At 44.9% G+C, this 21222-nt stretch carries 17 protein-coding genes; 5 read left to right on the top strand and 12 right to left on the bottom strand.

Annotation, left to right across the window (positions count from 1 at the left end):
• Positions 1-276 precede the first annotated feature (276 nt).
• The 7 genes from ACQEXS_RS12270 to glnA form a co-directional block, all read right to left on the bottom strand.
• A complete protein-coding gene (locus ACQEXS_RS12270) occupies positions 277-1086 on the bottom strand; it encodes a substrate-binding periplasmic protein (protein WP_427014014.1) in 810 nt (269 codons plus the stop codon).
• A gap of 127 nt (positions 1087-1213) precedes the next feature.
• Positions 1214-2218, bottom strand: a complete 1005-nt coding sequence (gene add / locus ACQEXS_RS12275; RefSeq protein WP_427014015.1) for an adenosine deaminase — start codon at positions 2216-2218, stop codon at positions 1214-1216.
• A gap of 85 nt (positions 2219-2303) precedes the next feature.
• Entirely contained in the window at positions 2304-4856 is a 2553-nt protein-coding gene (locus ACQEXS_RS12280) for an EAL domain-containing protein (RefSeq protein WP_427014016.1), read from the bottom strand.
• A 110-nt stretch (positions 4857-4966) separates the two neighbouring features.
• Positions 4967-6370 (bottom strand): nitrogen regulation protein NR(I), encoded by a 1404-nt coding sequence (gene glnG, locus ACQEXS_RS12285; RefSeq protein WP_427014017.1) that lies wholly within the window; start codon positions 6368-6370, stop codon positions 4967-4969.
• Between the two features lie 31 nt (positions 6371-6401).
• The gene (gene glnL / locus ACQEXS_RS12290; protein ID WP_427014018.1) at positions 6402-7454 is read right to left on the bottom strand and encodes a nitrogen regulation protein NR(II); all 1053 of its coding nucleotides are present in this window, start codon (positions 7452-7454) and stop codon (positions 6402-6404) included.
• A 133-nt stretch (positions 7455-7587) separates the two neighbouring features.
• Entirely contained in the window at positions 7588-8136 is a 549-nt protein-coding gene (locus ACQEXS_RS12295; protein ID WP_427014019.1) for a DUF4124 domain-containing protein, read from the bottom strand.
• Positions 8137-8270: 134 nt separating this feature from the next.
• A complete protein-coding gene (gene glnA, locus ACQEXS_RS12300; protein ID WP_367987756.1) occupies positions 8271-9680 on the bottom strand; it encodes a glutamate--ammonia ligase in 1410 nt (469 codons plus the stop codon).
• A gap of 502 nt (positions 9681-10182) precedes the next feature.
• Here glnA and typA point away from each other — a divergent pair.
• Positions 10183-12012 (top strand): translational GTPase TypA, encoded by a 1830-nt coding sequence (typA, locus tag ACQEXS_RS12305; RefSeq protein WP_367987757.1) that lies wholly within the window; start codon positions 10183-10185, stop codon positions 12010-12012.
• 67 nt (positions 12013-12079) lie between these two features.
• Positions 12080-12613 carry an AAA family ATPase gene (locus tag ACQEXS_RS12310; protein WP_427014020.1) on the top strand — a complete coding sequence of 178 codons (534 nt, stop codon included), beginning with the start codon at positions 12080-12082 and terminating at the stop codon, positions 12611-12613.
• Positions 12614-12646: 33 nt separating this feature from the next.
• Here ACQEXS_RS12310 and ACQEXS_RS12315 read toward each other — a convergent pair whose 3' ends face one another.
• A complete protein-coding gene (locus ACQEXS_RS12315) occupies positions 12647-13288 on the bottom strand; it encodes a DUF2959 domain-containing protein (RefSeq protein WP_427012033.1) in 642 nt (213 codons plus the stop codon).
• 47 nt (positions 13289-13335) lie between these two features.
• Here ACQEXS_RS12315 and ACQEXS_RS12320 point away from each other — a divergent pair, with 47 nt between their 5' ends.
• From ACQEXS_RS12320 to ACQEXS_RS12330, 3 genes are all read left to right on the top strand, one after another.
• Complete coding sequence (locus ACQEXS_RS12320; protein ID WP_367987760.1) at positions 13336-14265, top strand: virulence factor BrkB family protein; 930 nt, start codon at positions 13336-13338, stop codon at positions 14263-14265.
• The gene (gene dtd, locus ACQEXS_RS12325; RefSeq protein ID WP_427014021.1) at positions 14237-14671 is read left to right on the top strand and encodes a D-aminoacyl-tRNA deacylase; all 435 of its coding nucleotides are present in this window, start codon (positions 14237-14239) and stop codon (positions 14669-14671) included. Before ACQEXS_RS12320 ends, dtd begins: the two co-directional genes overlap by 29 nt.
• Before the next feature lie 83 nt (positions 14672-14754).
• A complete protein-coding gene (locus tag ACQEXS_RS12330) occupies positions 14755-15684 on the top strand; it encodes a YiiD C-terminal domain-containing protein (protein WP_427014022.1) in 930 nt (309 codons plus the stop codon).
• Here the strand turns inward: ACQEXS_RS12330 and ACQEXS_RS12335 are convergent.
• From ACQEXS_RS12335 to hslR, 4 genes are all read right to left on the bottom strand, one after another.
• A complete protein-coding gene (locus ACQEXS_RS12335) occupies positions 15651-17696 on the bottom strand; it encodes an AsmA family protein (RefSeq protein ID WP_427014023.1) in 2046 nt (681 codons plus the stop codon). The two genes, ACQEXS_RS12330 and ACQEXS_RS12335, sit on opposite strands and share 34 nt — an antisense overlap.
• Before the next feature lie 131 nt (positions 17697-17827).
• A complete protein-coding gene (pckA, locus tag ACQEXS_RS12340) occupies positions 17828-19456 on the bottom strand; it encodes a phosphoenolpyruvate carboxykinase (ATP) (protein ID WP_427014024.1) in 1629 nt (542 codons plus the stop codon).
• Positions 19457-19791: 335 nt separating this feature from the next.
• Complete coding sequence (gene hslO / locus ACQEXS_RS12345; protein ID WP_427014025.1) at positions 19792-20667, bottom strand: Hsp33 family molecular chaperone HslO; 876 nt, start codon at positions 20665-20667, stop codon at positions 19792-19794.
• 46 nt (positions 20668-20713) lie between these two features.
• A complete protein-coding gene (hslR, locus tag ACQEXS_RS12350; RefSeq protein ID WP_427012030.1) occupies positions 20714-21100 on the bottom strand; it encodes a ribosome-associated heat shock protein Hsp15 in 387 nt (128 codons plus the stop codon).
• Positions 21101-21222 lie beyond the last annotated feature (122 nt).

The raw sequence follows: 21222 nt of genomic DNA on the forward strand, positions 1-21222 counted from the left end.
TGGTTGAAAGCACCGGTCTTGAAAACCGGCATACGTTAATAGCGTATCTAGGGTTCAAATCCCTATCTCTCCGCCACTATTAAAGAAGCCCGCTAGTTATCTAGCGGGTTTTTTGCTATTTGTTACACAGAAAAAGGAAGAACCATAGGAAGGGCTCATTAAAGTAAGGCTAAAATGTTGGTAGGTAAAAAGAGTTTAAGGCAGCAGCCGAAGATCGTGAGTCTGTTAGCCGTTAATCCCTACCTATTCGTGATTATTCCCATCCCAGCATGTTTATCAGTAGTATTGCTGGTAGATAGCTTCGGTTTCCCCACTTTCTTTCATCTGCAGTAAAACTTGCATCATTTTATATGCTAAAGAAGTTTCTTCGAGTTTAGTTGGGAAGTTATTTGGACTGAAGTTACCGTTCTGGTCAAAGTCTAAATTAGGCTGTTCTTTAAAGTGAATTGATTGGCGAGAAAAACCAAGATAGATAGGCTCAACACCACCGCAACAATTAGGATGCACTTGAATGTCTTCGATGTGATGTGTTTTTAAGTAATAAAGCAATGATGTACGATTATAGATATAAAAATCGCCTCGTTTTTTTCTTAGAAAACCAATTGCTTTGGCAATGGACATATCAGGAACCGTGTATATCTTGACGTTTTCCAAGTTTCTTACGAAATCAGGAGAGCCTAAAGCTTGTAAGATAGTATACCCCTCTAGTTGTTTGAGTGAGGTGATCTGAGGGAAGTCTTGGCGAGATATACCGATCTCTCCACCAGGAAAGCCATTTTCAATATAAAACGTATAATTGGCTCTGGCTTCATTGAAGTTGAATCCGGGGTAGAAGTCTACATCGCCATCTTGTAGCTGCTTTAGAATACGTTTCTTAGGGCCTCTTATTATGTTTAATTCACACCCTAGCTTTTCAGCAACTAATTGATAGAAATGCTTGTAGAGTCCGTTGTTGTTGGGTGCTGCTGCGATAAGGGGAGCACGATCGCTAGTGCGGTAACCCATTGTTAGCGTACAGCTGTATGTGTAAAAAGGAACAAGAGAAGATATAAGTAACATACCCCAAAAAACCGCTTTAGCAGGCATTCTCAACTCTCCTAAGAAAATGAGATCTCTTACAGCTTAGTTGATGAAGTACTACTCTGTTTGTTTGATGGTGGTAATAAAAAAGCCGACAACGGTGTGTCGGCTAATCATGGTTACTAGTATTGCGTTATTTTCGATTCGTCACTTTTTCTCTTAGAGCTTGTTTTTCGGCTTCAGAAACAAAGGCCAGTTCTAAACCATTTATTTGTGCTTGACGTATTTGAGCTTGAGACAGCCCAGCTTGTGGGGCTGCAACTTCATATTCGAAAGGCAACTCGATTCCTTCTACTGCAGGGTCATCCGTATTTAAACAAGCTAAAACACCGTGCTCTAGGAACTGTTTTAATGGATGATTTTCTAAAGACTCTACAGTGCTTGTTTGGAAGTTAGAAGTTAAGCAAGATTCAATACCAATACGGTTTTCTGCCAGATAATCCATTAGCTTTGGATCGTGGATTGCTTTGACGCCATGGCCAATGCGTGTTGCACCAAGCTCTTGAATGGCTTGCCACATACTTTCAGCACCAGCGGCTTCACCTGCATGGACGGTAACACTTAGGCCAGCATCCTTGACTTGCTTGAAGTGAGTCACAAAGCGTTCGCCTGGTTGACCGAGTTCGTCACCCGCTAAGTCAACAGCTACAATCTTATCTTTTTGAGTCAGAATTGCATCGAGCTCTTGCTGACAAGCATCTGTACCAAACGTACGGCTCATAATACCGATAAGATTCGCTTTGATACCAAAATCACGCATACCTGCTTGTACGCCATCAACCACGGCTTCTACAACACCTTCGACAGGGAGGTTATGTTTCATTGCCATGTAATAAGGTGAAAATCGGAGTTCAGCATAATCGATTTGCGCGTTAAGTGCGTCTTCCACGTTTTCATAAGCTACGCGGCGACATGCATCTAAATCTCCAAGAACCGCAACTCCCCAGTCTAATTTAGATAGAAATGCGACCAGTGATGGCTCAGCCTCTACGATTTGAACGTAAGGGGTTAAGGATTCAACATCGTAAGCAGGCAACGAGACACCAAACTTTTGGCCGAGTTCTAAAATAGTTTGAGTTCGAATGTTTCCATCAAGGTGACGGTGAAGATCCGTTAGTGGCAAGTTTTTGGTTATCATTATAGTAATTCCATTATGTGACTTTCGCTAAGTATAAGAATCATAGACAAGAGTGTCAGTAGGATGAGCACAGAAAAACAGCAATCTATGATGATTTTGAATTCATGTTTACCAAATCTGTTGGCCATTCATCAAAAGGTACTGGACGACTATAAAGAAACCCTTGTCCTTGAGGACAATTGAGTTGTTTAAGCATTTGCGCTTGTTCTATGGTTTCTATACCTTCGGCAACCAGATCAACTTTTAAACTTTTAGTGATATTAATGATCGCGGCAACGATGGATGTATCGAGTGTTGCCTGCTCAAGTTTAGTGACAAATGTCCGATCGATTTTTAAACAGTCAAAAGGAAGTTTATGAAGGTAAGCGAGTGAGCTGTAACCCGTACCAAAATCGTCAATAGCAATATGGACGCCTAAATCTCGAATTAATTGCATATTACGAATGGTGATTTGATCGTTGTCGACGATGCGAGATTCGGTAATTTCAAGCGTTAGGTTTTTAGAGTGTAACCCTGTTTCAGCTAAGGTTTTTTGTAACATAGGGATGAAGTCAGGTTGCGACAGCTGGTTTACTGAAAGATTGACGTGAAGGTGGAAATCTTCCGACCATTTGCCTTCTCGGATCCCGCGTACGGTATCAAAACATGCTTGATATAGGATCTGCTCACCAATAGCACCAACCAATCCACTCTCTTCCGCGATAGGAATGAATTCTAATGGGGACACCAGCCCCGCATGGGGCGATATCCAGCGTGCTAACGCTTCAGAACCAATAACTTCACCAGTATGCAGGTTGATTATGGGTTGATAAAACGGAACGAACTCTTTGAGTTCTAATGCGTCTTTAATTTTTGCCTGCATACGAGTGCGTTGGCGTGAAACATCTGCCATTTCTGGTTTGTAAAAACTGATTCCGGCTATATCTCGCTTGGCATTACTCAGTGCAATACTGCCATTGCGCAGCCATAACGTCATATTTGGAGCGCTATCTTCATAGACAATACCAATCGATACGCTCACAACAATATTTTCTTTCTCCATATTAAATGGCGAAGCAAACATCTGTTTAATACGCCTTGCTGTGCCTGTTACTTCTTCATGAGGGGGGCACTTAGCAAGGTAAATGGCAAACTCATCACCGCCAATCCGTGCGATGTAACATTGGTCATTGAAGAGCTGTTTAAGGCGTTCGGAGATGATGATTAGAAGCTGATCCCCGCGATAGTGACCGAGGCTGTCGTTGATATCACGGAATTTGTTGATTCCGACTAACATGAGGCATCCGTTGAGAGAATCGAGACGATCACAGGTATCGATCATCCCTTCACGACTATATAGTGAAGTAAGGGAATCGTACAAAAGCTGAGAACGTAAAGCTTTGAATGATGCTTTCAGATTGTTGGCCATTTCATTAAAAGCAGACACGAGCATCGAAGTTTCATAGATATGCCCTGGCTTGGGCATATGGCTGTCCCAGTCCCCATTGGCTAAGTGTTTGGCAGCTGTGGCTGTCGAGGTGATCGGTGCAACAATACGGTTAAAGGCCAGTAATCCGATTAAAATTCCGATAAAGCCGGCAAAAGAACCTACGATCCAACTATTTCGCTGGCTTTCGGGAAGGGCTCCTAATAAATCTGCCTCGGAAATTGCCACACCAATATACCAAGTTAGGCCATATTCATCTTGGTATGGTGTGATGTGATGAAAGAAACGTTCTCCATCGTGTTTTAGATTGAACCGATGAAGGGGGGCGGCTAAATCTAGCTGATTTTGCTCTATATAGTTTGCACTTTGCTGAATTATAGGGTGGGTACTTTCATTGGCGAGCAGTCGCTCTCCTTTTTGACTATGTGGTGTTCCCCAGGAGACAACGCTTCCATCGGTTGAATGCGCAACGAGACGTTTGTTTTTATCGAAGAGATAAATCACAGCATGAGTTTGTTGCTGCTGCTTTCGAAGGAAGGCATTGAAGGTATCAATTTTGACGTCTGTGACGACAACCCCTTGAAACTTATCAGAGTAGAAAACGGGAGTTAGCGCTGAGAGTGTGATTTCCTGACGTTCATCAACGTTGGTGTAGATGGAAGACCACATCGGTTTCAGGCTTTGCGCTACAGGGGCGTACCATGGACGGATTCGTGGGTCGTAGCCTTCCACCACCGAACGGATATCCTGACTGACTTCTCTTCCTCGATAGATGACCAACTTATTTTGGGTTCGGTCATCTTGTATCATCAAGGTATAGCCTTTGTTCGCTTCTTTTCTAAAGCCAATGTATTCCGTCCCTTCTCCGCCGAAACCGACAACATCAAGCTGTGGGATCGTGCGATAGAGATCATCAAAGCTAGTTAAAAAATACGATTGGATGTCAGAAGTATCTCCACGCTGATAGAGGCGGTTGAAACCAATACTATGGCTTAAAGCAAGGCTTGCGTTGAAAGGTTTGTCGAGGAAGGTATGCAATTCCAGTTCAACATTGTGGGTAAGGGCACTGAGTTGTTTGGTACTGATATCTTGTACCATCTCCTCATAGCTGCTCTTTTGTACAGCAACAATAATCCCTATTGTGATCATGAAAATGAACACAAACGGTAAAATAACGGCTGTTCTCAGCGTGATTTTATTGGATGCTGACATGCTGTTTCTTAAAAATACCCACCATTATGGCTGGTCAAAATGGCTGACCAGCGTGAATTCCATTTATGTAACTAATGCACGGCGGTTTACATCCGTGTATGAATAGGGGGTTAGTAGAGCTCTTTGAGTTTTCTTGTGAGTGTATTTCGACCCCATCCTAGTACTTTAGCGGCATCTTGCTTGTGACCTTTAGTATGTTCTAGTGCCGCTTCCAAAAGTATACGTTCAAATTCAGGAAGTGCATAAGAGAGCAACTCAGAATCTCCTTTTGATAGTGACTGACGTGCCCAGCTTGCTAATTGTTGTTGCCAGCCATCATCATTGCTTGCGTTCAGCGATGGCTTTTCCTGTAGGAGCTCTGGAGGTAAGTCTGCAGGAAGAACTTCACTGCCGCTTGCCATGACGGTTAGCCATCGACAGGTGTTCTCTAGCTGACGTACATTCCCGGGCCATTCAAGCTGCGTCAATGATTCGATGGTTGAAGGGTGGAGTGTTTTGATATCCACACCAAGCTCTTCTGCCGCTAAAGCTAAGAAGTGCAATGTAAGCTTTTCGATGTCTTGTCGTCTTTCGCGTAATGCTGGAATATGAATGCGTATCACATTGAGGCGATGAAAAAGATCTTCTCGAAAGTCTCCCTTATGGACCAGCTTTTCGAGGTTTTGGTGTGTGGCTGCGACAATTCGCACATCGACCTGAATAGGGGAATGACCACCCACACGATAAAATTGCCCGTCAGCGAGAACTCTTAGCAGTCGAGTTTGAATATCTAGTGGCATGTCACCAATTTCATCGAGAAACAGCGTGCCACCATTGGCTTGTTCAAAGCGTCCTTGGCGAATACTGTTCGCCCCAGTAAATGCCCCTTTCTCATGACCAAATAGCTCAGATTCAATGAGATCTTTGGGAATTGCAGCCATATTAAGAGCAATAAATGGCTTCTGGGCTCGAGGACTATGACGATGGAGGGCTTGTGCTACCAATTCTTTACCTGTGCCAGACTCACCATTGATTAATACGGAAATTGATGAGCGTGAAAGGCGGCCAATAGCACGGAAAACTTCTTGCATTGCTGGTGCTTCACCGATGATTTCCGGTGCGGAATAGCCATCGTCTTCGAGCTCATTATGGCTGCGTTTTTGTTCTTGATTATGAGCAATGGCTCGTTCTACTAGAGTAAGCGTCTCATCGACATCAAAGGGCTTAGGTAGGTATTCAAATGCTCCTTGCTGATAAGCATTCACGGCAGCATCCAAATCTGAATGGGCTGTCATGATGATGACGGGAAGTTCGGGAGAGCGAGCGTGCACCTGACTCAATAATTCAATCCCATTGATACCAGGCATCCGAATATCTGATACCAAGACATCGGGTGTTTCGCGCTCAAGAGCCAACAGTACGCTTTCTGCGTCTGAGAACGTATCACACTTAATATCAGCTGAAGATAAGGTTTTCTCCATTACCCAGCGAATTGAACTGTCATCATCAACGACCCAAACGTATCCTTTGCTCATGACCTTATTTTCCTTCCAACGTTATTTGTTTTTATTTAATCGGGAGATAGATTGTAAATGTGGTTTTCCCCGGCCAGCTTTCCACATCGATTTTCCCCCGATGCTGGTCAATCAAGTTTTGTGCAATGGATAACCCAAGTCCGGTTCCACCTTCACGGCCACTGACCATGGGGTAAAATAGAGTGTCCTGAAGTTCTGTGGGGATACCGGGCCCGTTATCCGTGATCTCTATGCGTGCTGCAAGTTTGCAGCGTTGACCATGAATGATGGCCTGATGCACTGTTCTGGTGCGCACCGTTATTTGTCCTTGTTCTTGCTGTTGTAATATCTGTCCGGCATTGCTGACGATATTCAAAAGGGCTTGTTCAATTTGATCCACATCTATCAATAGCTCAGGCAGGCTAGGGTCGTAATCTCGTTCAATCAAAACGCGATGACCAACTTCCAATTCAACCAATTGACGGACTTTTTCAAGTATAAGGTGCAGGTTTTCTGGTTGCTTCTTACCTGGACGCTGGGGTCCAAGAAGCCGATCTACGAGTGAACGCAAGCGATCCGCTTGTTCAATAATGATCTGGGTGTATTCGGTAAGGGAAGGGTCAGGTAGCATACGTTCAAGTAATTGCGCTGCGCCACGCAGGCCCCCTAACGGATTTTTGATTTCGTGGGCTAGCCCTCTAACCAGTAATTTTGCCGCTTGTTGCTGAGCATGTTGATTCAGCTCTTGGGACAGTCGTCTTTGCTGGCCAATTTTTCTCATCTCAACCAACAACATCAGCTCTTTGTTCCATGAAATTGGGCTAACTGTAACTTCAAGCATCAGTGGCTTGCCATCAACCACAAAAGTGACATCACTGTCCGTGATACTTTGGCCACTTTGTAGCGGCTGTGATAGCAATGCTAAATCCATTGAAGCGTGCTGAATGAGGTTTGACAGAGGTTGATCTACTATGCGTTTGGCACTTTGAGAAAACAGCTGCTCTGCGGAAGGGTTGGCGTATTTAACCTGAAGAGGTTCATTCATGATCAGGATCGCAGTGACCTGATTGTCCAATATTATGCTGTTTAGATCGTTGCTCACCATCAGGCATCCCACTCGCTACTTAAATGAATTGCAGTGCACTAAAATGGTGCAAGTACAATTTAAGTATGGCGCATAGACTGAGCAAGCAAAAGCAATTCTTGATGTAAGTTAGCGCTTTTTCAGATAGGTATCGCTATTTCACGCTAGCTCGCTGCAGGTGCACCGTTATTGGAGAGGAAGATGCAATAAGCTTGCCGTCTCTAATTACCTGAATAGCAAAGATATGGGTGCCTCGATCGACATTTTTGAGCTCCCATGTCGGTTGGTTGATTGGTGCACCATATTTACGGCCGTCCATGATCAGTTGAAGTTGTTCACCGATAGCAAGCTTACGATTGATTTCACCATTAATCATTAGGCGGCCAGCGTTGCTGCGAATCGCGCTATCGTGCTCGGGGGAGGCAATAGATACAGAGATGGGTTGGGGTGATTGTTTTTGCTTCTCGTGATTGGTTTGGCGTTCTTCTGCACTCGGCTTTTCAACCGGCTTAGAGCGTTCAAATTGTGGTGCCGGTGCTGGGCTATCGTATTTTGGTAAGTTGAGGGCTTTGGCTTTCTGCGCTTGAGGAGAATCACTAAAATGGATCGTCCCGTTATCATCCACCCATGTATAAACCGTTTGAGCTTGAATAGCTACGGTATATATCAGCGTTAAGCTTAATAGATAAGGGGGGAATTTCATTGCTGCAGTCCTCTTAGAAACAATGCCTAGCTTATGTTAATCGCAGAGACGAGAGGACGATATATGAAAAAGGCCCGCCTGCGAGGCGAGCCTTATATTTATGTAACGTGTTAAACGTTGTACAACATCGGTTCTTATACAGAGTAGTAAAGTTCGAACTCTAGTGGGTGAGTTGTCATGTTTACTTTCTCTACATCTTGAGACTTAAGGTCGATGTAAGAGTCAATGAAGTCATCAGAGAATACGCCACCAGCTGTTAGGAACTCACGGTCAGCGTCTAGGCATTCTAGTGCTTCTTTTAGTGAGTAAGCTACTGTTGGGATTTCTGCTGCTTCTTCTGCAGGTAGGTCGTACAGGTCTTTATCCATCGCCTCGCCAGGGTGGATCTTGTTCTTAATACCGTCAAGACCAGCCATTAGCATTGCTGCGAAACATAGGTATGGGTTCGCTGATGGGTCACCGAAACGTAGCTCGATACGACGTGCTTTAGGGCTTGGTACCACTGGGATACGGATAGAAGCAGAACGGTTACGAGCCGAGTAAGCAAGCATAACTGGCGCTTCGAAGCCCGGAACAAGACGCTTGTACGAGTTAGTTGATGCGTTAGCAAATGCGTTGATTGCTTTAGCGTGCTTGATAACACCACCGATGTAGTAAAGTGCCATTTCAGATAGGCCGCCGTACTTGTCACCCGCGAACAGGTTAACACCGTCTTTCGCTAGAGATTGGTGAACGTGCATACCGCTACCGTTATCACCAACTAGTGGTTTAGGCATGAATGTCGCTGTCTTACCGAATGCGTGAGCAACGTTATGAACAACGTATTTGTAAACCTGAATTTCGTCCGCTTTTGCTGTTAGCGTGTTAAAGCGAGTTGCGATTTCGTTCTGACCAGCAGTTGCAACTTCGTGGTGGTGTGCTTCTACAACTTGGCCCATCTCTTCAAGGATTAGACACATTGCGCTGCGGATATCTTGAGAAGAGTCCACTGGTGCTACTGGGAAGTAACCGCCTTTAACGCCTGGACGGTGACCTTTGTTACCACCTTCGATGTCTGAACCCGTATTCCAAGCTGCTTCGATGTCGTCAATCTTGAAGAATGAACCAGACATATCAGTTGCGAACTTAACATCGTCGAATAGGAAGAATTCTGGCTCAGGGCCAACAAGAACAGTATCAGCGATACCTGTTGCACGTAGGTAGTCTTCAGCACGTTTAGCGATTGAGCGAGGGTCACGGTCGTAGCCTTGCATTGTTGCAGGCTCAAGAATGTCACAACGGATGTTTAATGTTGCGTCTTCTGTGAATGGGTCAAGAACGGCAGATGCTGCGTCAGGCATCATTACCATGTCAGATTCGTTGATACCCTTCCAGCCAGCAACTGAAGAACCATCGAACATCTTACCTTCTTCAAAGAAGTCTGCGTCCACTTGGTGAGCAGGGATAGATACGTGCTGCTCTTTACCTTTTGTATCTGTAAAACGTAGGTCAACAAACTTAACTTCGTTTTCTTGGATCAGCGATAGAACGTTTTCTACTGACATCTTGGATAACCTCCAGTGTTATTAAAGCGGTTTTGCTTGATTTGATGGAATCTAGCATTGATTAAGTTGATTTCATTGGTGTTAATCGATGCTAAATTTACTTAAGCCAAAACCATGCCAAAAAATAAAATCCTTATAAATCATCTTGTTGTTTGTTTTTGTCAATAAAAACGATACTAACTTGCACCAAAATGATCTAGCTATGCACTATTATGGTGCAAATGGCTTTAAGTGCACCATAATGAAACAGAAAGCGTATACCATTCAGCCTTGGATGCGTTGTGTTGTCAATCGCGATTTCTGACAAGTTGATCCGAGTTTGTCGTAAAATATGTTTACGGAAATACGAAAAAAGCACAGAAAAGCTCAGGGATAGATCACATATTTCTAGGTTTTTCGCTAAAATCTGGTACATTATTGGCCGTTTTTTTAATCAAAGTAAGTGTGGCCTTAAGCACTAATGCAGACAGGCGGCACTTCTCCTATCGAGTGAATCAAATCCATGGCTACTCCACAGATTGATAAATTAAGAAATATCGCGATTATCGCGCACGTTGACCACGGTAAAACAACATTGGTTGACAAGCTGCTTCAGCAATCAGGTACGCTTGAGTCTCGCGGTGAAGCGGAAGAGCGAGTCATGGACTCGAACGACATTGAAAAAGAGCGTGGTATTACCATTCTTGCTAAGAACACAGCAATTAACTGGAACGATTACCGCATCAACATCGTAGATACTCCGGGACACGCGGACTTCGGTGGTGAAGTTGAACGTATCATGTCGATGGTAGACTCTGTTCTGCTTATCGTTGACGCGGTTGACGGCCCAATGCCACAAACGCGTTTCGTAACGCAAAAAGCTTTTGCTCACGGCCTAAAGCCAATTGTTGTTATCAACAAGATTGACCGTCCAGGTGCTCGTCCTGACTGGGTTATGGACCAAGTGTTCGATCTATTTGATAACCTAGGTGCAACTGATGAACAGCTAGACTTTAAAGTGGTTTACGCTTCTGCACTAAACGGTTGGGCTTCTTTAGAAGAAGGTGAAACTGGCGAGAACATGGAACCATTGTTCCAGACAATCGTTGACCAAGTTGCAGCTCCTGAAGTTGACCTCGATGGTCCACTACAAATGCAAGTCTCTCAGCTAGACTACAGCTCTTACGTTGGTGTTATCGGTGTCGCTCGTGTGACTCGTGGTAGCGTTAAACCAAACCAACAAGTCACCATCATCGGTGCAGACGGTAAAACACGTAACGGTAAAGTCGGCACAGTGATGGGCTACCTTGGCCTTGAGCGTCACGATGTGGAACAAGCGACAGCTGGCGATATCATCGCGATCACGGGTCTTGGTGAGCTAAAAATCTCTGATACTATCTGTGCACAAAACGCTGTAGAAGCGCTACCTGCACTATCAGTAGATGAACCTACGGTAACCATGACCTTCCAAGTAAATACCTCTCCATTCGCGGGTAAAGAAGGTAAGTTCGTGACTTCACGTAACATCCTTGAGCGTCTAGAGAAAGAGCTGGTACACAACGTTGCCCTACGCGTAGAGCAAACGGACGATCCAGATAAATTCCGCGTATCAGGCCGTGGTGAACTTCACCTATCTATCCTGATCGAAAACATGCGTCGTGAAGGCTTCGAGCTTGCTGTATCTCGTCCAGAAGTAATCATCAAAGAAGAAGATGGTCAGCTAATGGAACCGTTTGAGACAGTAACTATCGACGTGATGGAAGAGCACCAAGGCGGCATCATGGAGAACATCGGTCTGCGTAAAGGTGAGCTGAAAGACATGGCACCAGACGGTAAAGGTCGTGTGCGTATGGACTTCGACATGCCTTCTCGTGGTTTGATCGGTTTCCAAACTGAATTTATGACGCTGACTTCTGGTTCTGGTCTTCTTTACCATACATTTGACCACTACGGCCCACACAAAGGCGGTGAAATTGGTCAACGTAATAACGGCGTTCTGATCTCTAACGGTGCTGGTAAAGCTCTGACAAACGCATTGTTTAACTTGCAGGAGCGTGGTCGTCTATTCATCGGTCACGGTGTTGAAGTTTATGAAGGTATGGTGATCGGTATTCACAGTCGTGATAACGACCTAACGGTTAACCCGCTTAAAGGTAAGCAGCTAACTAACGTTCGTGCTTCTGGTACGGATGATGCGCAGGTTCTTACTCCGCCAATCATCATGACACTAGAGCAAGCGCTAGAATTCATTGATGACGACGAGCTAGTAGAAGTAACACCTGAAAGCATCCGTATTCGTAAGAAGTTCCTAACAGAGAACGATCGTAAACGTGCTTCACGTGGTAGCAAATAACTCAACTGAGTGAATTAAAAAGGCGAGAGGTCACCCCTCTCGCCTTTTGTTTATCTGGAGAAAAGTGATGCAGCCTGTGATTGTTTCTGGTGGACCGGGTGCGGGGAAAACCACGTTGCTTGAAGCCCTTGCTAAACGCGGTTATCCGACATTTTCTGAAGTGCCAAGAATGCTGATTGAGCAGCAATCAAGCATAGAAGATGGGATTTTGCCTTGGCATGATCTGCCGGGTTTTGCCCATCTTTGTCTCGTTGCGATGGAGCAGCAAAAGCAGCTAGCCAGTCAGCATACGCTCGCTTTTTTAGATCGGGCCGTACCGGATATCTGTGGTTATTTGTCTTTGGCTCAACATACAATCGACCCCGCTTACTTAGAAGCCAGTAAAGGGTACCATCCCGTGGTGTTCTTCTGTGCTCCAGAGCGAAGCATATATGTACAAGATGAGGTTCGTCCGTACCCTTTTGACCAAGCGATGGCGATCCACCATGCCTTAATACAGACTTACCAACAGCAGGGTTATGAGGTGTGTGAGGTGCCTTTTATGGCTGTAGCGAAGCGAGTGGCGTTTGTACTGTCACAGTTAGATCAAAAAAGCGCCTGATTAACAGGCGCTTTTTATTGTGACTAAACCGAATTATTTTTGATTAAGCTTGTTAAGAAACTTATCGGATTCTGCAATCGCAGCGTTCATCTGAGTGATCGCGTGTTGAATATCACGTTCTAATAGCGAAAACTCGCCTTTTAGTGAACCAATCGCGCTAGCGTTAAGGTTATGCTTTAAGAACAAGGTATTGTCACGCAGTGTATCCAGAACGGGTGTCATTTTCTTTTCTGCACGTTTCATGGCAGCCAGCATATTGTTGTATGACACTTTGGTTTCACGCAATTTTTGCTCGCTTGAACGACGAAGTTTTGCGTTTGAGTACATTTCGAGCTCGTCCTGCCATTCTTCAAACAGCGCTTCAGAGACATCTTCAATTGCAGCAATGCGATCGCGAACATCTTGTGCCGCTTTTTCACTGTCTTTGTATTGGCCATCGATCTTGTTGTAAACCGATTCCAGTTCACCACCTTGGAAGTTAGTCACTGCAGATAGCGCTTCCAAAGCACTTGAGAATTGTTCTTGTGCGTCTTGTTGTGACTCTTTGGCATCCTCTACACGATCAACCATAATGTCACGTTTGTGGTAACCAACTTGTTCCATAGCGGAATAGTAGGCCGACTGACAGCCTGTTAAAGTAAAAATAGATAAGGCAATGGCCAGTAAGTAAGGCATGTTGATTTCCTTTGCATTAATATAGTGCGGTTAGAATGGCTTAGATAATGGGGAGATACAAGTTGAAAAATGCAGCGATAACGAGACAAACCATGCAATTCTTTCGTTATTTATTGACCAGAATGAATCATGACCGCGTAAACGTTAATGCGGGTTATTTAGCCTATATTACGCTGCTTTCCATCGTACCGATGTTGACGGTATTACTGTCGGTACTTTCATCGTTTTCAATCTTTGCTAATGCGGGTGATGTGATCCAAGATTTTGTCATTACGCACTTTGTGCCTGCAGCGGGAGATGCTGTGAAAACTGCATTGGCTGAGTTTGTTGCCAATACAGGCAAAATGACGGCAGTTGGTGGTGGTTTCTTATTTGTTGCGGCGCTGATGCTGATTTCCAATATTGATAAGAACTTAAATTACATCTGGCGAGTTCAGCACAAACGTCGAGCCGTGTTTTCTTTTTCAATGTACTGGATGGTATTGACGCTTGGTCCCATTTTAGTGGGCACCAGTATTGCAGCAACGTCATACGTAACTTCTCTGCAGGTACTAAATAGTGAGGCGATATCTGGAGCGTACAATTTACTGTTGCGCTGGCTACCTTTAATTCTATCGTTGTTTGCATTTATGGGGTTGTACTTATTAGTACCAAACAAAAAGGTTCAGGTTTCGCATGCAGCGATTGGTGCATTGATTGCGGCACTGCTATTTGAGCTAAGTAAAAAAGGGTTTGCGGCTTACATTACTCAGTTCCCTTCATACCAGTTAATCTATGGTGCGTTGGCGGCGATCCCTATCTTGTTTGTTTGGGTATATCTGTGCTGGCTGATCGTTTTGGTTGGTGCGGAAGTCACGGCAGCACTTGGCGAACGTGAACACTGGAGTCCTAAGCCTGAAGTGATACACTCGGTGCCAGAAAGTATTGAAGTCAAAGAGGAAAGTAGTAGTGATAGCTTTGATCCAACGAGTAAGTGAGGCAGCGGTTCGTGTCGATGGTGAAGTGGTTGGCGAGATAGACAAAGGTCTACTTGTTTTACTCGGCGTTGAAAAAGACGATGATGAAGCCAAAGCGAAACGTTTAATGGAGCGCGTGACGACTTATCGAGTCTTTGAAGATGATGAAGGCAAGATGAACCTGAATGTTCAGCAAGTTGATGGGAAAGTGTTGGTTGTTTCTCAGTTCACATTGCCCGCAGACACAAAGAAAGGTACGCGTGCTGGATTCTCTCGTGGTGCGCACCCAGCGGATGCAGAACGTCTTTACAACTACTTTTCAGATCAATGTGAACAGGTGTTACCGACCCAGCGAGGTCAGTTTGCTGCGGATATGAAAGTGTCGTTGGTGAATGATGGCCCTGTGACTTTCTGGTTGCAGATGTAAGAATTCCTCTAAGCTTATCAAGAGAGAAACATTTAAGGAGAGTCGTTAGCACTCAATGGTGCTGACGGACAGGGAAGAGAGTCATGTTTAAACTGATAACGCCTAAAACGGATAACCAGCTCAACAAGTATTACCACTTTCGATGGCAAATGCTTCGTGAGCCGTGGCGCATGCCTATTGGTTCTGAGCGCGATGAATATGATCCGATGAGCCACCACCGCATGATTGTGGATGGTCGTGGACGGCCGATAGCCATCGGTCGCCTATACATTACTCCTGATTGTGAAGGGCAAATCCGTTATATGGCTGTTAAAGGGACACGCCGTAGTAAAGGAATGGGATCATTAGTGCTGGTGGCACTTGAATCTTTAGCGCGGCAGGAAGGGGCAAAGCGCTTGGTGTGTAATGCACGGGAAGATGCGATCTCTTTTTACGAAAAAAATGGGTTTGATCGCCGTGGTGAGCTAACGGATGAGCGGGGACCGGTTCGTCATCAGCAGATGGTTAAACCATTAGATCCGATGGCGAATGTATTGCGCAACCCTGAGTGGTGTGCTGAGCTTCAGGAGCGGTGGGAGCATCAAATCCCAATCAGTGACAAGATGGGGATTAAAATTAACCAATACACAGGTTACCAGTTTGAATGTGGTGCTCAGCTTAATCCTAACCTGAATCCACACAACACTATGTTTGCTGGTTCAGCCTTTACGTTAGCGACACTAACAGGGTGGGGTATGACGTGGCTACTGATGAAAGAGCGCGGATTGAATGGCGATATTGTACTGGCAGACAGCCAGATCCGTTATCGACATCCAGTGACTCAAAACCCCGTCGCTTCAACCTCTTTAGATGGCATCAGTGGTGACTTAGATCGCTTGGCATCGGGGCGCAAAGCTCGAATTGCCATTCACGTCACTATCTATAGTGGTGATGTCGCAGCGGTTGAATTCATCGGTACGTATATGTTGTTACCCAACTATCAGGAAGTGCTGGGAGAGTCAGCCTCTGAGTGAACTTCATCTTTAGAGGCAGCTGGCGGATGAGTGGCTGCTTTTGGTGATGGTTTTATGGGAAGCGCCTTAATTATGGGCGCTTCTTTCATTTGAGCCGCGTCGGAGTGTTTCGTGGCTTCAGGAGTAACAATGTGGGTTGGTGGACGTTTTGATTGGCAAAGTGGCACATAATCAGTTTCACCGGTTAAAAGATTTGTGGTGAGCTTTTGACAGCGCCCTCTCGCTTTTATTTCTGCCTGTATCTGCTCTGGTTGGGCAAAATCGCCGTCAACATTAAACCTTACCGATTCGTCGCGATAATTGGGTTGTTTGAGCTCAAAACGTCCTCTGTCTAGCATCAATGCGACGGCATCGACAGCAAATTTTTCTGCAGGGTAGGTTTGATATTGCCACTGGCTATCGCGAAGGCTTAAGCGGGCAGATCCGGAGACTGAGTGAGCGAACATGGAATAATCACCTGCTAGCCCTTTCACATCGAGCTCTAATTCGCTCATGCCATTGAGTTGCAGGTCGGTATCTTTTATCAATTTTGGCAATAATGGTAGGCCATCAGCGTGTAAGGTGAGCTGCCACGGTGCGCTCGTCTTGCTGCGATCCCATTGCCCCGTTGCATCGATATACCCTTCTTGCAAAGGAACAAAGAAACGTTCGAGGGCCCATTTCCCATCATCGGCGTTCATCGTGATGACGGCTTGTGAACTGATCAAATTATCAATGCTGGCACTGTTTGCCGTTAGTTCAAACTGACCATGCCATAAGCCAAGGCGCCCATTTTGTATCATGGTTAAATCTGTACCTTCGGCATTGACGCCGGAGAGTTGCCAATGAGGTTGCTGTTCGAGGTTGATCCACTGACTGTTGTTGATGTCTAGTTTTGTGATTGAGAGTTGCTCAAGAGGTTGAATGGCACGACCTAGTTGATGCAAATCCTTTTCGGTGTTGTCCAACCATTTAATACCTGTCGCGACAAATTGATCGAGCAGCACTGCATTGGGCTTTAGCTTGCCAGCTAACTGAATACTGCCCTGATTAAAATCACTGTTAAACTCTTCAATCTCGATCTGATTCGGTGTTAGGGCTAACTTGCCACTGGCTTCGATCAGTTGCATCTCATGATAGCTGAGCGCATCAGCGTTAAAAGATAAGTAGCCTTGGTTTTGCTGCCACAATGGTTTTGTTAAATCGATATTCTCAAGCGAAAGGTCCATGTTTTCAGCTCGTAAGGCTTGGGTAGACAGATTGCCTCGTAAGACATCTAAGCTATTCACGTGCGTCACAGTAGGTGCATACTGACGCAATTTGCGCCATATCGATAGCTGTTCAATCGGCTGAGTTAGGTCGAGTTGGTTTATCGTGACGTTAATCAATGACCAGTCAGTGCCGAGCTGTTCGCCCTGTCCCGATACTTTCGCTCCTTGCCAAAGAAAAGAGGCACCATAAACCGTACTGTCACTTGCCTGATAATCGGCATCGATCAGAATCTGGTTCAGAGCTTCGCCATATAAGTACAATTGGGTAGCTGAGAACTGAATGTCACCATACGGTAACAACTGCGAGCGAGTTAACCAGACCGGTTTATTGATCTGGAGTTTGGCATTCGTCACTGACCATGACTTTGTCTCAACATTCAGGCGCTCAAAAGCGAGCTGGTGGATCAAGATGGAGTTTGGTGCTTTTAAGCGGAGCTGTTGTTCGCTAAGTGTTGCCCCTTCAATAAGTACAGAGTCTAAACTCAGTTTGTTTTGTTGCAGCGGCCGCTGGCTGACCCAAATCGTCACTCGGGGTAGCGTTATGGACGCTGAGCTCTGTTTAATCGTGACGTTATCTAAGGTGACCTGCTGTGGGAATTGATAGGTTGCTTTCGCAGCAGAGACATTTGAGTAGCCACTGAATGATAGCGCTTGATTGACTGCTTGAGTCGCATAAGGGCTATGCATGACACCAAACAAGACGAGTATGGTAATGCATAGCAGGGCGAAAAGAAGAATAAGCAGTTGCAGCAGTTTTCTCATGATAAACGCAGTCGTCAGAAGATGGGTAAATGACAGCAATAATGTTGGATAGAGTGAAACATTTTGCGTGCACTCGCAATAAAAAGCCCCTCAAATGAGGGGCTAAAGGTATTATTTACTAGTGAAGTCACTTAATCGAGCTGTGGACCCGCTGCGATTAACGACTTCCCTTCTGCATTGTCGGTGTACTTATCAAAGTTATTGATGAAGCGTTGCGCCAAGTCTTTCGCCTTACTCTCCCATTGAAGTGGATCAACATAAGTGTCGCGAGGGTCAAGAATGCTTGGGTCGACATCATGTAATGCAGTCGGCACTTCCAAATTAAAAATTGGAATGTGTTTGGTTTCAGCTTGCTCGATGGAACCATCTAGAATCGCATCAATAATCGCTCGCGTATCTTGAATTGAAATACGTTTGCCACTGCCATTCCAACCTGTATTCACCAAGTAAGCTTCTGCACCCGCAGCTTCCATACGTTTGACGAGAACTTCCGCATATTTGGTTGGGTGAAGCGTTAGGAACGCTGCCCCAAAACATGCAGAGAAGGTTGGTGTCGGCTCGGTAATACCACGTTCAGTACCTGCTAATTTTGCGGTGAAGCCGGATAAGAAATGGTATTTGGTTTGTTCAGGTGTCAGTTTAGACACAGGAGGTAAAACGCCAAATGCATCGGCTGATAGGAAGATCACTTTGTTTGCGTGACCACCCTTGGATACTGGTTTCACGATGTTGTCGATATGATGGAGCGGGTAAGACACGCGAGTGTTTTCTGTCTTAGAGCCGTCATCAAAGTCGATAGAACCATCGTTACGAACCGTGACGTTTTCTAGTAGCGCGTCACGACGAATAGCGTTGTAGATGTCAGGCTCTGCTTCTTTCGATAGCTTGATGGTCTTCGCGTAACAGCCGCCTTCGAAGTTGAATACACCATCATCATCCCAACCGTGCTCATCATCACCAATCAGTGCACGTTTAGGATCGGTAGATAGGGTGGTTTTACCTGTGCCAGAAAGGCCAAAGAAGATCGCCACATCACCTTCTTTGCCCATGTTGGCACTACAGTGCATGGACGCGATTTCTTTGAGCGGTAGGAAGTAGTTCATCATTGCGAACATGCCTTTTTTCATTTCTCCGCCGTACCAAGTACCGCCGATCAATTGCATGCGCTCTGTAAGGTTAAATACCGTGAAGTTTTCAGAGTTTAGGCCATGTTCTTCCCATTTCTGGTTAGTACATTTTGCACCGTTCATTACCACAAAGTCAGGTTCGAAGGTTGCCAGCTCTTCTTCGGTTGGGCGAATGAACATGTTTTTCACGAAATGTGCTTGCCAAGCCACTTCTGTGATCACTCTAATACTCAGGCGAGTGTCTGGGTTGGCACCACAATAACCATCAATCACAAACAAGCGTTTTCCTGAAAGTTGGCCTGTGACTAACTGTTTCAGATCACTCCAAACTTCTTGATTGATGGGTTTGTTATCATTTTTCACTGCATCTGATGTCCACCACATATGCTCTTGAGTCGTGGCATCTTTAACAATGTACTTATCTTTTGGTGAGCGTCCGGTAAAAATACCAGTATCAACAGCGACAGCGCCCAGCTCGGTTACTACGCCTTTTTCATAGCCTTCCAGATCAGCGCGAGTCTCTTCTTCGAACAGCATTTCGTAACTTGGGTTGCGTACAACCTCTTTTACGTTATGAAGCCCGTGTTTGGTAAGATCAATTGTTGCAGCCTTTGTATGTTCCATAACGGTCATAGGTGCTCCTTATAAGGATTTTTGTAGGGATTTTGTAATAATTTGTAATTTTTATCTGCTCACCATGCTAGCAACGGGTCTGAGAGAAAACAGGGATATAGCTCAAAAATTATCCATGATATTCGTGTGGTTTTAGGTAACCCGTCACATATTGGTTTAGTTATTTTATCGTGTGCGCAAAGCTTTGCGCTAGATCAATTGAATTATTAATTTTAAAAAATTAAGTATAGCGTACGGCTGGTTTGATGCCTTATTTCATCAGGCTTTGATCACAAAAAAAGCCAACACAAAGTTGGCTTTTTATTACTATTGATACGCTTGATAAGCTAGACGAATTAATGCAGCGTACTGTTACCAGAACCGGCTTGATTGTACAGCTCGCTCACTTCTGATTCGTCGAACGAATAATTCGTGCCGCAGTAATCACAATGTAAAGAAACGGATCCTTCGGTGCTTAAAATGTCATAAATTTCAGCACGGTCGACGGTTACAATGGCTGCACCACTGCGCTCGCGTGAGCAACCACAGAAAAATTCGACAGGTTGTGGGTCAAACAGTCGAACTTTTTCTTGGTTATATAAGCGGTAAAGTAGTTCGTTTGCTTCTAAGGCGAATAACTCTTCATTTTTTACCGTGTCTGTTAGTTGCTCAAGGTGTTCGAAATCATCTGGGGTACCAGTGCCGTCGGGCATCACTTGGATAAGCATGCCTGCCGCATGAGGTTTACCTTCGACTTCACCAGTACGAATCCATAGGCGAGTTTTCAACTGCTCAGAGTTAGCAAAATAGCTTTCTAGTACCTCAGCCAATGTGTCACCGTCTAAACCCACGACGCCTTGGTAGCGTTCGCCTTTTTGTGGTTGGATGGTGATGACCAAATGACCTTTCCCCATCATGTCATGTAAGCTGGCGTCATCTGCAATGTCGCCTTCCCAACGAGCCACTCCACGGATTTTTTGGTCGTGATCACCATTGATGACAGCAAGGGATACAGGGCCATCACCTTGCAGTTGCATAGTGATAGAGCCTTCAAATTTTAAGGTTGCTGTTAATAAAGTGGTTGAAACGAGTAGCTCACCCAATAGCTTTTGTAGTGCTGCTGGGTATTCCTTGCTGGAAATGATCTGTTGGTACGCTTCATCCAGTTGTACCAGCTCGCCACGAACAGACAGGTCTTCAAATAGGTAGCGATTTAACACATTGTTTGCCATGTTACTCTTTTCCTCGTAAGCAAATGTCTCGTATAAGCCAATACGCTTACTGATGTTTAAATTTAATAATGTCGCGACGCTGTTTTTTATCCGGGCGACGATCTGGGCTCGGGTTATGTGCGTGCAGTTTTCGTTGCAACGAATTCTGTTCACGTTTGGCGACACTTTCAGCGGTCTCGGAGTATAAAGTTTGTGCTTCAGGAGCACCACGTCTTTGGTCAGAAATTTTCTCGATTAATACGGTTTTTTCTTCGTGACCTTGCCTTAATGTAATTATGGCACCGAGTTCGACGATTTTGCTGGGTTTTGAACGTTGCCCATTGTAGTGCACTTTTCCGCCATCAATCATATTGCGAGCGAGCGAACGAGTTTTGTAGAAACGAGCTGCCCACAGCCATTTATCGAGGCGAACGGCGTCAGAATTGGAACCCATACTGGTATTTTTCTCCTAATATACTTGACGTTTTTTGCCACATATTGAACTTACAATGGTGATGAAGGTCGTATTTTTCAAGTTTGTTCTAAAAAGTTATAAAAAACGGTAGTTGATGTTTT

Source organism: Vibrio sp. TRT 17S01 (assembly GCF_050113695.1).
Classification (GTDB): Bacteria; Pseudomonadota; Gammaproteobacteria; order Enterobacterales; family Vibrionaceae; genus Vibrio.

Coding starts and splice junctions, on each gene's coding strand:
- ACQEXS_RS12330 (WP_427014022.1), top strand. CDS start 14,755: ATGTTTAAACTGATAACGCCTAAAACGGATAACCAGCTCAACAAGTAT.
- hslO (WP_427014025.1), bottom strand. CDS start 20,667: ATGGCAAACAATGTGTTAAATCGCTACCTATTTGAAGACCTGTCTGTT.
- add (WP_427014015.1), bottom strand. CDS start 2,218: ATGATAACCAAAAACTTGCCACTAACGGATCTTCACCGTCACCTTGAT.
- ACQEXS_RS12320 (WP_367987760.1), top strand. CDS start 13,336: ATGGGGAGATACAAGTTGAAAAATGCAGCGATAACGAGACAAACCATG.
- ACQEXS_RS12315 (WP_427012033.1), bottom strand. CDS start 13,288: ATGCCTTACTTACTGGCCATTGCCTTATCTATTTTTACTTTAACAGGC.
- ACQEXS_RS12295 (WP_427014019.1), bottom strand. CDS start 8,136: ATGAAATTCCCCCCTTATCTATTAAGCTTAACGCTGATATATACCGTA.
- glnA (WP_367987756.1), bottom strand. CDS start 9,680: ATGTCAGTAGAAAACGTTCTATCGCTGATCCAAGAAAACGAAGTTAAG.
- glnL (WP_427014018.1), bottom strand. CDS start 7,454: ATGGTGAGCAACGATCTAAACAGCATAATATTGGACAATCAGGTCACT.
- ACQEXS_RS12270 (WP_427014014.1), bottom strand. CDS start 1,086: ATGCCTGCTAAAGCGGTTTTTTGGGGTATGTTACTTATATCTTCTCTT.
- glnG (WP_427014017.1), bottom strand. CDS start 6,370: ATGAGCAAAGGATACGTTTGGGTCGTTGATGATGACAGTTCAATTCGC.
- ACQEXS_RS12310 (WP_427014020.1), top strand. CDS start 12,080: ATGCAGCCTGTGATTGTTTCTGGTGGACCGGGTGCGGGGAAAACCACG.
- ACQEXS_RS12335 (WP_427014023.1), bottom strand. CDS start 17,696: ATGAGAAAACTGCTGCAACTGCTTATTCTTCTTTTCGCCCTGCTATGC.
- typA (WP_367987757.1), top strand. CDS start 10,183: ATGGCTACTCCACAGATTGATAAATTAAGAAATATCGCGATTATCGCG.
- ACQEXS_RS12280 (WP_427014016.1), bottom strand. CDS start 4,856: ATGTCAGCATCCAATAAAATCACGCTGAGAACAGCCGTTATTTTACCG.
- hslR (WP_427012030.1), bottom strand. CDS start 21,100: ATGGGTTCCAATTCTGACGCCGTTCGCCTCGATAAATGGCTGTGGGCA.
- pckA (WP_427014024.1), bottom strand. CDS start 19,456: ATGACCGTTATGGAACATACAAAGGCTGCAACAATTGATCTTACCAAA.